This is a genomic window from Paenibacillus sp. N119s (assembly GCF_059447605.1).
Genome location: NZ_JCAJRU010000111.1, coordinates 1 through 15715 on the forward strand (window position 1 = coordinate 1; position 15715 = coordinate 15715).

The window sequence follows — 15715 nt, forward strand, 5'->3', positions numbered from 1 at the left end:
TACGGCAAAAAATTCTTTGTTCGAATCTGCGAGATCGTATGGATCATGCCTAGCTAAACAAAGCAGACATCAAAAATCCTCGCAGATCCTGATCCGGATTCGCGAGGATTTTCCTATAAAAAACCTGCTAATCAAGCCCTCCTACAGTCCCAGTGAAGCACGAAGCTCGTCTATCGTTCCATTGTATTCATCTAGGTCGACTTGACCACGGATGCCTGGAACGCTGCCTGTGCTGCTGTACTGCCAAGCCCACCAGCTATTCCAAGCTGGAACCGCAGTCGGCTTTTGCGTAGTGCTGTATCGCGCTACCCACAGTTTGTACATAGAAAACGTAGGATCAAACTTAGAAGCAAAGACATTTCCCGTATATACGATCGGCTCACGTCCGGTAAGCTTCTCCATCTCATCCAAAAAAGCATGAGCCACTTCACTGATTTGTGCGGGTGTAAGACCTTTAGGATTATTTTCATAATCCATTACAGGGGGCAAATCCAGCCTGCCTCCTGCTGAGTCTAAAGCCCTGGCAAAATTAGCCGCTTCCTGACGAGCTCCATCCATGGTAGTTGCGTTCAAAAAGTGGTAGGCCCCAACCAGAATGTTAGCATCTCTGGCCCCCTGGACATTAGCTAAAAATTGATTGTCTTGATATTTGGTGCCCTCTGTAGCTTTAATGAAAGCAAACGTCTTGCCTGCCGCCGCCACCTGCTGCCAATCAATATTGCCATTATAGTGAGAAACGTCAATCCCCTGTGCGTGACCGTTGGAAGAAATTGTAGGCTCAACAGGTACAGTAGTCACAGTCTCGGTAGATGCTGGCTCTTCGGATGCCTGATCCAACGCAATGACAACTTTATCATCATCAGTATTGATTAGATGAAAGGGTGTGCTGTGATCAAGATCGACCACAATACGTACCGAGGCTGGGCTTGTACTAAACATGGAGTATCTCACTTTGGAAGCATCTGCGTCGTCAGTAACTGAAAAACTTCCTTGTCCTCCATTATTAAAAGATTGCGATGATGGAAATTCCTCACCAAACTTCGCATCAGGTATGTCTACAACAATACGATCGGGTTGGGTCAACGTGGTTACTTTGGGGCTTACCTTTCCATCCACCGTTACCGTTAATTGATGATTATTGAAGCTAATTTGATTTATAGCCGTACGTTCACTAGCTGTTGTATCACTTGCAGCTGAGGTGGTTACGCTGTTACCGCTTGAAGCAGGCGGAGTCGTCAAGAACACAGTTTTAAGCTCGTTGTTCCAGGACACTTCCATTCCCGTCTGTTCAGATACAAAGCGAAGCGGAACATAAGTCGTTCCCCCGTTCAGCAAAGGAGCTACAGCCAGCCCTATCGGTTGGCCATTAACTGAGGCAATAGGATTGTTGACCTGAAGACTTAGGTTAATATTTTGCTTATGTATAGTTACGGTCCCTGTCTTGGACTCCCAATTCACGCTATACCCCAATTCCTCTACAATAAGACGGAGTGGAACCAGCACATTGCCCTGTACTTGCTGAATTTGCGCTCCTTTACCGGCACTTATATCTTTACCATCCAGTTGAATATGCGAATTTGAAGACGCCGCGTGACTTTCTCCTGGAAATGCTAATAGAAACAGAAACAAAAAAGCAAATAAACCAATTTTCTTCATATGTACCCTACCATTCTCTAATTTTTCGCTATAAAAATCTTACTTTCTACGGCCCTCAGAACCCTCCATTTTGATAGACGCGACTCCTATGTAAAAAGTTACGATAATTTCATTATATATTTCAGCCTAATCATACGAAAGTACTAAAAAGCTCTACCAGCTATACGCAAGCAGAGCTCATTCCAGTTATTCATACAGTTACAAATGTTAGTCCTACAAGAATGATCGAAGTAATAGAAAGTACAAGTAAGGGCAGCATGGCCTTTTCTCGCAAAGTCTTAAAGCTCACATTCAGCCCCATGCCTACCATAGCCATTGTTAACATAAAGGTAGTAAGCTGGGAAAATTCGTTCATTAGCTTAGGTGAAACGACAATATATTTTCCAAAAACGTAACTCCCCAGAATACTTGCCGCTATAAAACCGATGAGGAACCAGGGGAATTCCACTTTAGTACCCGTACGCATCTTTCCAGTACGTTTCATCCAATACATTAAAATAAAGCTAAGCGGTATGAGTAAGAAAACACGTCCCAGTTTGGCGAGCAAGGCCATGGCAAGAGCATCCTGTCCAGCAGGTGCTGCCGCTAAAGCCACATGTGCAATTTCATGTAAACTGATGCCTGACCAGATTCCATACTGTATATCTGTCAGAGGAAGCCAAGGCCGAAGCACTGTAAACAAAATAGCAAATACCGTGCCAACCAAGGCAATGAGTCCAACACCTATAGCTGTATCCTCATCGTCGGACTTCAATATAGGAGAAACAGCTGCAATGGCTGCTGCACCACAAACTCCGGTTCCAATACCGAGAAGAAGCGAAAGCGAAGCATCTGCCTTAAATCGTTTGGCGAGCCAAACCGTGAACAAAATGGCAAATACCACAGTGCCTATATCGCGCAAAAGCAAACCCAGCCCATGATGAATAACATCATCCATATTTAGCTTCAGTCCATATAAAACAATAGCTCCGCGCAATATTTTCTTGGCTGAGAACTCAATTCCTGAGCGTACAGCTTCAGGGTATCCCCACAACTGTCGGTATAGTATAGCGAGAAACATCGCACATGCCAATGGGCCTACATAATGAAAGCCGGGCACTTCGTTTAGACCGTACCCTGCCAGTGCAAAGATCATCGTTAGCACAATGCCGAATAAAAATCGAAACAATCGACCTTTGTTCAATAAAAATTTGACGTGTTGAATATGACTTTTCATGCTGATTCCCTCCAGTTCTACATGCATACAGCTTAATATGTATTTTGTTATAAGAAAAATAAATCATTATAATAATGATCATAAGTAAATAGGCATGATGAAATTGGAGGAATAACTTTTGGACCAGTCTTTAATTGTATTTGTTAAAGTCGCGGAAAAACAAAACTTCACACGCGCTGCTGAGGCGCTACATATGACCCAGCCTGCGGTAAGCCAATATATTCAAACACTGGAACGCAGTGTAGGAACCCGACTTCTAGAGCGAAGTAATAAATATGTGCGCTTAACTAAAGCAGGAGAAATTGTGTACCATCATGCCCAGGAAATTATTCGACTCCATACACGTATGCAGTACTTGGTGGACGAGCTGATGCATACGGCAAAGGGTAACCTGGCTATTGGGGCAAGCTATACGTATGGTGAATATGTACTGCCGCATGTAATTGCGCAAATGAGAATCCAGTACCCACTCATTCAGCCTTCCATTATCATCGGCAATACGCTGGAAATCGAAAAGCTCGTGATCCATAATCAACTGGATGTAGGCATTATCGAAGGAGAATTTCAGCATGAGCATTTACATATTGAATCCTTCGCCGATGATGAAATGGTTATCGTCGTTCCGCAAAATCATCGTTTGGCTGGTACATCTCAAGTGGATATAAGTGAGCTGCAAGAAGACATCTGGATTCTGCGGGAAGAGGGCTCTGGAACCCGTGAGGCGGCTGAAAGGATGTTTGCACAGCTCGGATTTTATCCTTCTCATATGATGAATTTTGGTAGTACACAGATCATCAAAGAGTCTGTAGAAGCAGGCTTGGGAATTTCTTTGCTGTCCCAGTGGGTGATTCAAAAGGAACTGGCTTTAGGAACCTTAGAAGTGTTGGATATTGTCAATCTTCCGTTCATTCGGAAATTTTCTTTTCTCACTCCATCTGTGGTATTTGAGACAAAGGCAACCACCGCTTTTTTGGAGATTTTGCGAGACTATAGTGTGAAAAGGTAATGTACAGAAAAAAAGCACCCATTAAGGTGCTTGCAATATAGTCAGTATTATATTTTTTATGAGGAGAGATGATCCTTACCATGATATAAGAAATGGGAAAAGTCAGCATAGCTCCCTTGAAATTGTTGCATATCATGAGCAGCAATACCTACAAAGTTCCCTGTAAATCCTCCGGACAAAAAGCTGATATCCTGTATTTCAAAAAGTCGCTTCCAGGCAGGCTCATCTCCAACTCCATAATAAAATTGTGCATGGGATGCATGAACCCCTACAGCCAAATGAACAGGAAGATCACTCTGAAGGGCTATCACCTGTGGAACTAATGTAAATGAATTAGCTTCACATCGCATCATGCGCAGCACTTTTCCCACTCCCTCTTCATAGCTAACATACGCATACAAATAGTCCTCTTCATTGAGGTACAGCAACAGCCCCGCCATTTGCAAATAGCTGGTTGGCTGATACTCCAGTGCTGTTTCTACCCGAAAGTGATGATCCGTTTGCCGAATGGCAAGCACGTGATGCTGGAACAGACTTTGTATGGATTCTCCAGCATGAATCCGAAGGTAGCCCGGACGCTGGCTTAATGAACACCAGCTATCGTCCGCCAGGATACGCAATGTGTTCCACGTTTTGTCAAGTGTGGGACCCTCGAAAAAGTCTTCGAAAATATACTCCTGCTGCTCTTGCTTAACCGAAATTGTCCCTTGAGGCGCAGGCACCTCCAGTTGAGGTGTATGGCCCCCGGCGGTTAAGCGCAGCCAGCCTTCATCATTCCAATAGACCTGCTGCAAAGCTGTCTCGCGCCCTAAAATGGCATATTTCCCCTCCACCGGACGTGTACATAAATGAGCCATGTACCATTCACCGTCTGGTGTTTGTACCAGACTGCCATGTCCTGCACATTGTAACGGGAAATTCAACTGATCACGAGATGTAAGCATCGGGTTATGCGAGTCTACTTCATACGGACCGGATATCTGCTTGGAGCGTGCTACGGTCACTGCATGCCCCGTACCCGTCCCACCTTCCGCTGTAACAAGATAGTAATAACCGTTCTGTCTATAGATGTGGGGCGCTTCTGTCTTCTTCAGTGGAGTGCAGTCAAAAATTTTAACAGGCTCGCCAATAAGTCGCTGTTGCTGGCTGTCATACTCCTGCATGACGATACCCGAAGACTTATTGCTCTCCAACATGCGGTAATCCCACAATGTATTCAATAGCCATTTGCGTCCATCCTCATCGTGAAATAAAGACGGGTCAAATCCACTACTGTTCAGATAAACAGGCTCAGACCACGGTCCGTGGATCGAAGGCGCCGTTATCACAAAATTATGAACGTCCTTGAATGGACGCTTGGTGCTTTTCACATCAGTATAGAGCAGATAAAACAGGCTATCCGCATAGCTTAGCTGCGGTGCCCAAATGCTACAATTTTTTGGATTGCCTCTCAAATCAACCTGGTCAGTCAAAATATCCGTACAGTGCTCCCAAAGAGCCAAATCTTTGGATTGATACACCCGTACTCCAGGCAGCCACTCAAACGATGACACTACAATATAGTAAGTATCTTTTACTCGCGTAATACACGGATCGGGATTAAAACCTTTTAAGATAGGGTTTTGGATCATCATGAGACATCACTTCTCCTTACTCTTCCAAAATGCGATCCCCTCAAAAACCTGTTCCTTGCTCCATTCTTCTGTCCTCGCTTCAAAACAATCTGCCCACGGAACACGTTGCTGACGTAAAGAAGCTATTTCATCAGACCCACCATATTCCTGATAGCAGACGGTTTTCTCATTCGCGATATTTCCCCAATTATCCCATCCGCGTGGGTCAATATGACCACCCATTTTACAATCCACAAATACGGTTTTGGCATACTCCCGCCACGGACGGCCCAAAAAAACAGGGGTAATCTCAGGCTCTGCGGTTAAATAGCAATGATCGAAGACATAGCCGTACGTTTGTCCTTGAGGCGTAGAGGCGGCTGTAACGTAGCTTGTATGGTTCTTATGGTGACGCAAACTACGAATCTCGCAATCTTCAAAGTAAGCGGTAGCCCCGCCAAAAATGAAATCTATCGTACCCTCGATGTAACAATGCTGATAGAGGTGGCGATAGTGTGCATGATGTTCTTTCAAGGGAATTCCACCAAACTGCAATCGTTCTTTCGGTGCAGGAGGCAAAGGGCCTGTAAATAACGTGTCCTGGTACCCTTTAAAGGTACAGTTTCTAAAGACAGTTCGATCACAATGAGCGTATACCGCAACGGCCTGCCCAATGTGTTCTCCCTGTCCAGCCGTGTTGGAGATGTTGAGATTTTCCAGGATCAGATGGCTGCCGCCTAAGAATAAAGTCGGCGTCGCGAAGGTTCCTATTTCCTCACCTGCTTCATCCCGTTCCCTAGCATACCGACCCATTCGAATCTCTACCTGCCCGATGCCTATGATATGTAGATTGGAACGGTAAATCCGCACCTCTTCCACATAGGTGCCCGATAAAATAGTTAGCGTTTCCATTTCGTTGGAAGGCGATTGCTCCAATACATTAATCGCCTCCTGAATGGTGTGGAAATCACAAAAGGATTCTTTTCCGACTAGCATGGTTACCCCAATCCTTTCATTTGATTTACATGTGTTCAGCTAAAAATGACTGCCAAGCCATTCGCATTTCCATGGTTTCCATATGTCCACCGCCCGCAATCACAGGCTGCCAATGCTCCGGGTGACCTGCTTTCTGGTAAGCTTCCAACAATCCTTCTGCCAAATGCTCGACTCCTTCTATAGGACACATCCGATCATTTTGACCTGTTATACTCATCCGGGGACGAGGTACGATCCGTTTCTGAATATCCAGCGTGGTGAAATGCTTTAACAAGCCGGGAACATAGGAATAGAAGCCATGATGATCCAATCCTCTTTTGGCGATCAGCGTATGGGCATCTACCTGTCCGCAGATATCAACCGTGACCTGTATCCGTTCATCTAAAGCAGCCAGCCACCATGCCATGAGTCCACCCATCGACATGCCGATCGTCGCGATACGGGAAGCATCAATGTCCTCACGCTGGCACATGTAATCTACCAAACGACGGTTATCGTACAGCATCATGCCCCACAGCACCTGGCCCTGCCAGAGCATTTCTTTTACCAGCTCGCTCTCGGTTTTACCTCCACGTTCATTGAAGCCCCACATGTCGATACAGCACGCGCAATATCCCATGTCTGTCAGAACTGTAGCAAACGAGGGCTGCTGCAGGTAAGGACTGCTATGTAGCAGCTCCCTACGTCCATTCGTATAGTTGCCCCCATGTGAATGGTTAAAAACGACCAATGGGAACGGACCATCCCCTTGTATTGGTGTAGCTACATAAGCGGGTACAGACTCGATCCCGTTCAAGTCCAGCAGGAGACACTCCAGTTGATATCTCTCCCGCTCTTCTTGATTCAGCAGAGTTGCCGTGATAGGGCGATCTGCCGGAAGGTCCCCCAGCAATGCTTGCAACTTATCCACGGTTTTATGCACCTTTCACTCCCTCCTATTTCAGCACATTTTGTTCAGAAGGTTGTATCTTTACTTGTTCTATAAGCTTTTCAGGCTGAGCTGTATTCTTCGAGTGGCAGCGATTGATTTCAACGTCTTCCCCATTTTCAATATAAAAGGCAGGACCTCCGTGATTCTCAATTGTGACCTGTTGAAACCGAATATCCCTCACGTTACCTAGATAAAAACCACGGTTATTCATATCCTCAATTCCTGACATCATAGCCGGACGTCCGGGAATCGCATTTTTAGCCATAGAAATATCAATATTAGAAAATGTAATTTCAGCAATATATTGCTCTGCAAGTCCGTATAAGAAGCCAGCCGCCGCATGAACCTGACGTGCCGTGATATCGGAAAAATGGATTCGTCTAAAGCACGGAGTTTCATCCGTAACCGGATAGGGATTTTTATCCCACACATATTTGTCCTTGCCCCGGGGTCCGCAGAAATAATATAGGTTCAGAATAAATGGACAAATGACCTCCTCCATCACAATGTTGCTGACGCGAATATCCTCGATGATTCCGCCGCGTCCCCGTCTGGATTTCAGACGTATGCCCCGATCTGTTTGCTTGAACACGCAATTGCTGATCGTAACATTACGAATATCTCCGCTCATTTCGCTTCCAAGTACGACAGCACCATGACCGTGGACCATTGTACAGTTGGTAATCGTAATATTTTCACAAGGAATCCGCTCTTGGGTATCTTCGGTTCCTGCTTTAATCGCAATACAGTCATCGCCTACATCTATGTTGCAGTTGCTGATACGAACATTGGAACAGGATTCGGGATTAATACCATCTGTATTGGGTGAGTCTGCCGGGTTAAGAATGGACAAATTATCAATCGTAACGTTATAGCAAGCAATGGGGTTTACAGTCCAACTTGGGGAATTTTTCAATATGAGATCTTTAATGGTGATCCGCTGACAGCGGTCAAAGCTGATTAATTTGGGTCTTGGATACTGTAACTCCTCAGAGTGATTCCGATGCTTTTCCCACCACGGCTGACCATTTCCTTCCAGCGTTCCACTGCCTGTAAGCGAAATATTCTCAAGGTTCTCTCCATAAATGCACGAGGCATGTACTTCCCGCTGAACGCCTTCCCATCTGGATTCTACTACAGGGTAATCAGCCAGTTCCGTACTGAAGGAAAGAATTGCGCCTGGGCTTAAATGCAGTTCGATGTTACTTTTCAGAAAAATAGCGCCCGTCAAATACGTTCCAGACGGAACCAAAACAGTTCCTCCCCCAGCATTACTGGCCGCCTCTATGGCAGCCGCAATGGCCTCTGTTGCCATCGTTGTACCACCCTGAACTGCCCCATAATCTACAATGTTATATAATTGCATTTCTTTCTCTCCTGTCTTTATTTTTTCGTTTTCTTATACGCTTCCTCATACTCAGCGGTAATTCGTGCTCCGCCTGATTGTTTCCAGTTTTCCACAGCTGCTTTGAATCCGGCTTCATCAAGTTCACCCATAATAAATTTGAAGGAGGCGTCAGTAATAATTTTCTCCAGCTCTGTTCCTTGCTCATTAGCAGTGACTGAATCCAGCGGCACTGTCGGGTCCAGAACAGCAAATTTATTATTTTCTCGCACTAATTCATTAGCCATTTCCTTTTCTGGATTGGCATCCTTTAAGTTATAAGTGACTTCACTTGGTCTGGAGCTTGAAAACGGCTGTACGTCTGCTTGCCACAAATCTGTATCTATAATTTTGAAGGAACCATCCTTTTCGATTTTATAATGAGTACCTTCAATACCACCGGTCATGTACATATATACATCCTTGTCAATTAAATCATCTACAAATTGCAGCAGTCTCTTCAACTCAGCTTCCGTCTTTACTTCAGATTTCGGAAAGGCCAGCAAGCCTCCTACACCACTTCCTTCAGACCATACGTGATATTGTCCATCTCCATTCGAAATCTTGTTAACAGGCACCAGCTTCAGACCTTTTTGTAAGCCTTGAGACAAGGTTCTAAGGTTAGAGATATCAATCATGCCTGTATAAATTCCTGCTTTACCTTGTGCAAATTGTTGTTGCTGGTCCGTTTTAGCGGTTACGGCAAAGTCTTTGGAGAGATACCCGTTTTTGTATAATTTATTGGAATACTTTAAGGTCTCCATATATTGAGGAGTATCAAACTCCGGCGTAAACTTCCCGTTTTCATCTACTTTCCAGCCATTAGGTGTTCCAAAGTAGGAACTTAACGTTTTGAAACTGCTATAACGCAGATCCGATCTGTCAACAAACCCAGTCGTATCATTTTTTCCGTTGCCATCCGGATCATCTTCTGTAAACGCTCTCGCAACTTCATACAGTTCATTCAGTGTGGTTGGCACCTTCAGACCTAAGCGATCCAGCCAATCCTGACGAATGACCAGACCCGCGCGGGCGAGATTCTTTTGGAATGGAACCCCATACAGCACCCCTTCAATGGAAGCGGCTTCGCGTACTTCAGGCGGGATCTTTTTTAAATTTTCATAATCATCTAAATATTTGCCCACGTCCCAGAATAGTCCTGATTTCAATGAACTACGCACTGAGGAATTTGTCATCATCGTCAAAGTCACCATATCTGCCAATTCACCAGAAGCCAGTGCGGTGGTAATTCTCTCTTCCTTGGAAGCATCCGGCACCCAGTTGAACGTAATTTTGGAATTGGTGTATTCTTCGATTTTACTTTTAATCGTTTCAGTAGGCGGAGAGGCGGTGTGGAGTACGTTCAGCCAGGTAAATTCCAGTTTGGATTTGGGATCATAGGTTTGGCTGCTTTTTTCCTCTGCCCCTTTGTCACCACAAGCCGCTAGAAAAACACTCATGACCATCAGTGCGGCAAGAAGACCCGATACTCCCTTTTTCATCTTGGTACCTTTTTTCATCGTGTTTGCTCCTTTTCTGTTGTATATTCATGCCATATCTTCCTCTTTCACCAGAACCTCTCGCTCTATTTTGCTGAATACCTGATGCGTCATCCACATCACGAGATAACCGATAAGGCTCGCTCCGGCAAAAGTCAGAATTCCTGGGTACAGGCCTAGAATCAATGAATAAAGCACGACAATGGCTACAAAAAGAACAAGTGTATATTGTAAATACGAAAATCCAATGACAATCGACATCTTGATCTTCAGTCTGATGCCTTTCCAATCATAGTGAGCCAGCAAAGGAAAAATGTATGCCAAAGAGATAAGATACAAAAAGGCACCCATCAGTGTCACCACACGAACATACCAGGAGGAGACGTTGACGATATCCACGTAGAGCACATAACCCACAACGCTGTAAAGCCCGCCAATGATAACTGCTTCTTTAAAGCTTTCTTTAAAGTAACGTACAAACGTCGAGAAAATGGCGATTTCTTCATTGCCCCGAATCCATTGCCTTAAAATGCTAAGCATAGCAACGGTTGCAGGTCCCACACCTATAAAACCCAGGCCCATGATCGTCGCAATCGTCCACAGCAAGTTCAGGTAGACCAGGCGTAACAGGCACATGCACCATTTGTTCATGTTTTCTACAAACCGTACCATTTTGCATCCTTCCCATCGTCATTAGTAAACGCCGTCCTCACCAAATTTCTTAGCGAGTCGATTGGAGAACATAATCAGAATCAAACCTACTACACCTTTAAATAGTCCTACTGTCGTACTGAAACTTAACTGTCCATTTTTTAAGCCCGCAGTATAAATATAGGTGTCAAAGATTTCGGCAACCTCGCGGTTTAATGAGTTCAATAACAGATACATATGCTCAAAACCCAAATCCAACGTGCTCCCGATTTTCAAAATTAACAACGTAATAATAACCGGGCGGATCGCTGGCAACGTAACGTGCCATGTCTTGCGCAAACGTCCAGCGCCGTCCATCTCTGCCGCCTCATACAATTGTGTATCCACCACTGTAATTGCAGATAAATAAATGATGGTAGACCAGCCGAGTTCCTTCCAAATCACTTGCCCGATATAAACTGTTCGCAGCCATTGCGGAGATGTCAAGAAGCTGATCTTTTCACCGCCCAGCGCGGCAATTATTTCATTCAGCACACCGCCGTCCACCGTCAGGAATACATAAGAAATCGAAACGATAATAACCCATGACATAAAATGCGGAATGTAGATAATGGTTTGAATAATGTTTTTGAAAAACATCTTCCTAACCTCGTTCAGCATAAGCGCCAATATGATCGGCAATGGAAAAAAGATTACAATATTCAGTGCAAATAAAACCAGCGTATTGCGAAGCAACATAAAAAAAGTAGGCTCAGTAAACAAACGAATAAAATGCTTCATTCCTACCCATGGACTGCCTGTGATTCCCTGAAAAGCTTGATAATCCTGAAATGCAATTACCAGTCCCCCCATAGGGAAATACTTGAAAATAATGAAGTAAACCAGCCCGGGTAAAACCATCAGATAGAGTAGCTTGTGTTTCTGGATTCGTAAAAGGCTTTCCGTCGTTCTTTTGTTCTTTTTCATTCTCATCTTCATATTTGGTGCGGGGGCACTTGAGACTTTCATTAGTAGTTCGACCTCCTTCAAACGTTCCTGTATACGCTTTCAAGAGTACGTTATTTTCGGCATTCCGCATATAATCATAAAATGATAGCGTTTACAAAAATAGGCGAACAGCCTACTTTACACCCTTTTCACCTCAGATAATGATTACTACACAACTTAATGATTATCCTCTTGTTTTCACCCTTAGAGAACACCTCAAGTTATGATTATATACGGAATTCTTTCCTCTTGATAAGGTTTAAATGTAAACGATTACAAGGAGGTCACCCACATTGGAACAGCCATTATTCAAACCAAAATCACGAAAAAAAGAATCTCTGGGCAGTCGTATCTTCAACATTGTAAATAGTACACTCTTGATTCTCATTGCCCTCACTTGTCTCTTGCCTTTTTTGAATATCATCGCCAGCTCATTTGCTTCAACTGAGGAAGTAGTGGCCAAGAAGTTCATTTTATTCCCTGTTACTGTTTCTTTGGATGCTTATCGCTATATCCTATCCACTCCAACGATTTTTAGAGGACTTGGGGTTTCGATCGGAGTAACGATCGTGGGTACAGTTGTAAGTATGATTTTTACCGCTTTTATGGCTTATGGATTATCCCGAAAATATCTCCTTGGCCGCAATACAATTAACTTTATTGTCGTGTTCTCTATGTTGTTTAGCGGGGGGATGATTCCGACATTCCTCGTTGTCAAAAGCATGGGGCTGATCAATTCGTATTGGTCCTTGATTCTGCCCGTAGCCATCAATGCGTTTAACCTGATTATCATGCGTAACTTTTTTCAGGCATTGCCGGATGATTTGGAGGAATCGGCTAAGATGGACGGATGCAACGATTTTGGAATCTTCTTTAAAATTATGTTGCCCTTAGCCCTGCCTTCCATTGCAACTATTTCTTTGTTCTACGCTGTTGCCTACTGGAATACGTACATGCATGCCATTCTCTATATCAATGATTCTGCCAAATGGCCGATTCAAGTCCTGCTTCGCCAAATTGTTATCGTTTCCAGTGGTATGCAGGCAGAAGGAACCGCGGTAGATGTCATCCCGCCTGCGCAGACGATTAAGATGGCGGTCATTGTCATAGCGACCGTTCCGATGTTAATCGTGTATCCATTTGTGCAAAAGCATTTTGTCAAAGGAGCTTTGTTGGGGGCGGTTAAAGGTTAATTGGCTTGCTTCATCTTTCGATAAGCCCCTGGTGTAACCTGTTCTTTTTTCCGAAAAGAGCGGATGAAGTTTTGCGAATTATGATATTGCAGTCGCTCGGCAATTTCTTTAATCGTCATATCTGTCTCAACGAGCCACTTTTTGCTCATTTGCAGGCGATAGCCCATCAGATATTCACTGAACGTCGTTCCGTATTCTTTTTTAAAAATGCTGCTTAAATAATTCGGATTGTAATGTAGTCGGTCTCCAATGAGTTCCAATGATAATTCCTGGTCATATTCAGCACGGATAATCGCGGCTATTTTCTCAGAGAGACAACGGAATTGCTGATTGGTCTTCTCCTTCATGCTTTTTACCATGGGGAGAATAACCTGCTCTAACAGCATACGTTCTATCTCCTCCGGGTTACGAATGTCCAGCAAACGGTGATACAGGGCATGATTGTCTTGCGTTAGCAGCACTTCAATCCCTAATAGCTGCTCTAGTTGGATAAGATTATTGACAAACCGTACCAACAATACTTCAAAGTTCATGGAATGATTGTTCTTTGTCATCATTTCCGCCAATAAAGAGTGTACGGTATGATGTACCTGCTCTTCATCCCCTATGCGGATGGCATCAAACAGATTTGACTCCAATTCTGCAGGATAGTGAAGCAGCACCGGCCCTGAAATGACCATGGAAATATCTTCATAAAAAATAATCGACTCTTTACCCAGATTCAAACGGTGGTGCAATGCTTGCTTGCTCATCTCACAAGCTTCTTTGCTGTCTAACAAGTTATCATACGCTGTGCTTATACCGATGCTGATAGATACATTTAGATACTCTTTTACATTCTGAATCAAAAGGGACGCATGATCCAGCACTTGCTTTCTCATTTCCTGTGCACTCTTATTTGCCAGTATTAATATGGTAGCCTGGGTGTTGTCGTTCAAAATGATGGGAAGCATACGCTGCTGCTCTGGAATCGTTTCTTCTACGATCTTGTTAATGGCCAGCAGTAAAACATCTTTATCCGAAGGTTCCCGATCCCCCAGATTATCCAGTTGAACCAACAAGGTAATATACATTTGATTCTCGATCTGCGGGTAGCCCAGACGTGGCATTTTTCGTACCAATTCCTCTGCGGAAATACGTTTGCGAAACAGGTTGAGAATCAATTGTGTTTCCAACTGTGGCATTTCGGACTGTATGAGACTTTCCAAGCTTTCCTTCTCGGTTACAATGTTGTCGATGGAATTAATAATCCACTCAATTTCATTTTTGGAAGGTTCATTTTTGAAAGTCAAATTAGGATTTTTGGGCAAGCTGCGTTTTATTTGCTGAAATGGCTTGGTAAAGTAAATGGCAATGATGTAGGCTACGACCACCATTAAAAGCGTTAAAACAACGCCCATCATGATAATCCCAAATTTGGTCGTTTGAAACGCGTTTGCAATCTCTTTTTTGTCTAATACCGTTAAGTAAGTCCAATTGTTGTAAGCAGATTTGGCATAAATGATTTGTCGTGCAGGCTGATGCTCCGTTTTCTCCAATGTGAGCATGCCTGTGTTGTCTGATTTAGCCGTCACTTCCGAAATGTGCTGAAGCTGCTGAGCCGACAATAAGGAAGTAGCAGGCTCCGTTTCGTACATCAAGTTGCCTTGGTTATTCAAAATAAACACAGGCATATGGTCCTCTGTTTGAATGGTACGACTTAACGTCTGCGACGAAATATCAGACAGCGCAATCGCCTGCTTCTTTTTGGAAAACACAGGTAAGGTATTCACAAAGTGGATTCCTTTATCTGTTTTGATCCAGAAGAGTCCCTTCTCTTGGTGATCGATATAGGTACTAATCAGCTTTTCTCGTTCCGTTGTCGTCAAATAAGACAGGCTTCCATTGGAGATTCTCCAATTCTGATTTAGACTGATCAGTGAATACTCAGTTCCTTCCAATCCCATCGTAGCAATATAATTGAGCTGGGTATTTACATTCCGATACGCTACAAAATCTTTTTCTGTAATGGGATTTTTGACAACTTCACTAAAGGAACTGGTCGTGCTATACGTATTAAAAGCGTATTCAATCGTTTGGATTTTCTGTTCCAGGCTATTTCTGATCTGTGCCATGTAGCTTTGCTTGGTATTGGAAACTCTCTCCACAACGGAGCTAATTGTTGTAAAATAGATGTAGCTGCCGAAGCTGGCCACCAATCCTATTCCCAAAACCAGAATCGTAATAAAAATAGTGTAGAACATTCTTCCTTTTTTCATTGCGCTCCCCCTTTGGTTCTTGGTATTACATCAAATTATAGCGCTTTCATTTCGAGGTTTAAATCTTTTTTTTCACGTGTGCATTGTTTTTTACATCCGTATCATTCCAATTTATGTTGATTTTATTTGGTTTAACGGCAGTTAAAAAGAAATTGGGAGGTCTCTTATGTTACATGTCGTTAGTACTCAGGAACAGATCGTAAAAGAAGAATTTCCGCTAGATACTTCCTTCCTCACCCTCTATCCCGTAGCGGTACATGAAGCCCGTCCTTTTGTATTGGTGTTACCTGGCGGTGGCTACGAGCATTTGGCCTCACATGAAGGA

General features: G+C 43.8%; 13 protein-coding genes. 3 read left to right on the top strand and 10 right to left on the bottom strand.

Annotated elements, in window-relative coordinates; genetic code table 11:
• Window positions 1-57 (top strand): DUF2642 domain-containing protein (locus AC5V8P_RS14065; RefSeq protein ID WP_495473686.1); only part of this gene is annotated, 57 nt, incomplete at its 5' end.
• An 84-nt stretch (window positions 58-141) separates the two neighbouring features.
• Here AC5V8P_RS14065 and AC5V8P_RS14070 read toward each other — a convergent pair.
• Window positions 142-1656, bottom strand: coding sequence for a GH25 family lysozyme (locus AC5V8P_RS14070; RefSeq protein WP_063210184.1), 1515 nt, complete (start codon window positions 1654-1656; stop codon window positions 142-144).
• A gap of 190 nt (window positions 1657-1846) precedes the next feature.
• On the bottom strand, window positions 1847-2872 hold the full coding sequence (locus AC5V8P_RS14075) for a YeiH family protein (protein WP_064796083.1): 1026 nt from the start codon (window positions 2870-2872) through the stop codon (window positions 1847-1849).
• A gap of 118 nt (window positions 2873-2990) precedes the next feature.
• Between AC5V8P_RS14075 and AC5V8P_RS14080 the strand changes: the two genes are divergently transcribed.
• Window positions 2991-3878 (top strand): LysR family transcriptional regulator, encoded by an 888-nt coding sequence (locus AC5V8P_RS14080; RefSeq protein ID WP_064796082.1) that lies wholly within the window; start codon window positions 2991-2993, stop codon window positions 3876-3878.
• Window positions 3879-3934: 56 nt separating this feature from the next.
• Here AC5V8P_RS14080 and AC5V8P_RS14085 read toward each other — a convergent pair whose 3' ends face one another.
• Genes AC5V8P_RS14085 through AC5V8P_RS14115 form a run of 7 tightly spaced genes read right to left on the bottom strand, consistent with a single transcriptional unit; the run spans window position 3935 to window position 11960 of the window.
• Window positions 3935-5512: a glycoside hydrolase family 43 protein gene (locus tag AC5V8P_RS14085; RefSeq protein WP_064796081.1), complete on the bottom strand. Its 1578-nt coding sequence runs from the start codon at window positions 5510-5512 to the stop codon at window positions 3935-3937.
• 6 nt (window positions 5513-5518) lie between these two features.
• Window positions 5519-6487 carry a pectinesterase family protein gene (locus tag AC5V8P_RS14090; RefSeq protein WP_064796080.1) on the bottom strand — a complete coding sequence of 323 codons (969 nt, stop codon included), beginning with the start codon at window positions 6485-6487 and terminating at the stop codon, window positions 5519-5521.
• A 25-nt stretch (window positions 6488-6512) separates the two neighbouring features.
• On the bottom strand, window positions 6513-7397 hold the full coding sequence (locus AC5V8P_RS14095; RefSeq protein ID WP_064796100.1) for a dienelactone hydrolase family protein: 885 nt from the start codon (window positions 7395-7397) through the stop codon (window positions 6513-6515).
• Between the two features lie 25 nt (window positions 7398-7422).
• Window positions 7423-8784: a glycoside hydrolase family 28 protein gene (locus tag AC5V8P_RS14100; protein ID WP_064796079.1), complete on the bottom strand. Its 1362-nt coding sequence runs from the start codon at window positions 8782-8784 to the stop codon at window positions 7423-7425.
• 17 nt (window positions 8785-8801) lie between these two features.
• Complete coding sequence (locus AC5V8P_RS14105) at window positions 8802-10322, bottom strand: extracellular solute-binding protein (RefSeq protein ID WP_064796078.1); 1521 nt, start codon at window positions 10320-10322, stop codon at window positions 8802-8804.
• A 27-nt stretch (window positions 10323-10349) separates the two neighbouring features.
• The gene (locus tag AC5V8P_RS14110; RefSeq protein ID WP_064796077.1) at window positions 10350-10973 is read right to left on the bottom strand and encodes a YesL family protein; all 624 of its coding nucleotides are present in this window, start codon (window positions 10971-10973) and stop codon (window positions 10350-10352) included.
• Window positions 10974-10994: 21 nt separating this feature from the next.
• The gene (locus tag AC5V8P_RS14115) at window positions 10995-11960 is read right to left on the bottom strand and encodes an ABC transporter permease (protein ID WP_064796076.1); all 966 of its coding nucleotides are present in this window, start codon (window positions 11958-11960) and stop codon (window positions 10995-10997) included.
• 272 nt (window positions 11961-12232) lie between these two features.
• Here AC5V8P_RS14115 and AC5V8P_RS14120 point away from each other — a divergent pair, with 272 nt between their 5' ends.
• Window positions 12233-13132, top strand: a complete 900-nt coding sequence (locus AC5V8P_RS14120; RefSeq protein ID WP_064796075.1) for a carbohydrate ABC transporter permease — start codon at window positions 12233-12235, stop codon at window positions 13130-13132.
• Here the strand turns inward: AC5V8P_RS14120 and AC5V8P_RS14125 are convergent.
• Entirely contained in the window at window positions 13129-15390 is a 2262-nt protein-coding gene (locus tag AC5V8P_RS14125) for a helix-turn-helix transcriptional regulator (protein ID WP_064796074.1), read from the bottom strand. The genes AC5V8P_RS14120 and AC5V8P_RS14125 overlap by 4 nt on opposite strands.
• Window positions 15391-15715: the final 325 nt, after the last annotated feature.

Excerpts from the sequence above, each read along its gene's own strand:
- AC5V8P_RS14070 (WP_063210184.1), bottom strand. The coding sequence starts at position 1,656 with ATGAAGAAAATTGGTTTATTTGCTTTTTTGTTTCTGTTTCTATTAGCA.
- AC5V8P_RS14100 (WP_064796079.1), bottom strand. The coding sequence starts at position 8,784 with ATGCAATTATATAACATTGTAGATTATGGGGCAGTTCAGGGTGGTACA.
- AC5V8P_RS14075 (WP_064796083.1), bottom strand. The coding sequence starts at position 2,872 with ATGAAAAGTCATATTCAACACGTCAAATTTTTATTGAACAAAGGTCGA.
- AC5V8P_RS14105 (WP_064796078.1), bottom strand. The coding sequence starts at position 10,322 with ATGAAAAAAGGTACCAAGATGAAAAAGGGAGTATCGGGTCTTCTTGCC.
- AC5V8P_RS14110 (WP_064796077.1), bottom strand. The coding sequence starts at position 10,973 with ATGGTACGGTTTGTAGAAAACATGAACAAATGGTGCATGTGCCTGTTA.
- AC5V8P_RS14090 (WP_064796080.1), bottom strand. The coding sequence starts at position 6,487 with ATGCTAGTCGGAAAAGAATCCTTTTGTGATTTCCACACCATTCAGGAG.
- AC5V8P_RS14125 (WP_064796074.1), bottom strand. The coding sequence starts at position 15,390 with ATGAAAAAAGGAAGAATGTTCTACACTATTTTTATTACGATTCTGGTT.
- AC5V8P_RS14085 (WP_064796081.1), bottom strand. The coding sequence starts at position 5,512 with ATGATGATCCAAAACCCTATCTTAAAAGGTTTTAATCCCGATCCGTGT.
- AC5V8P_RS14115 (WP_064796076.1), bottom strand. The coding sequence starts at position 11,960 with ATGAAAGTCTCAAGTGCCCCCGCACCAAATATGAAGATGAGAATGAAA.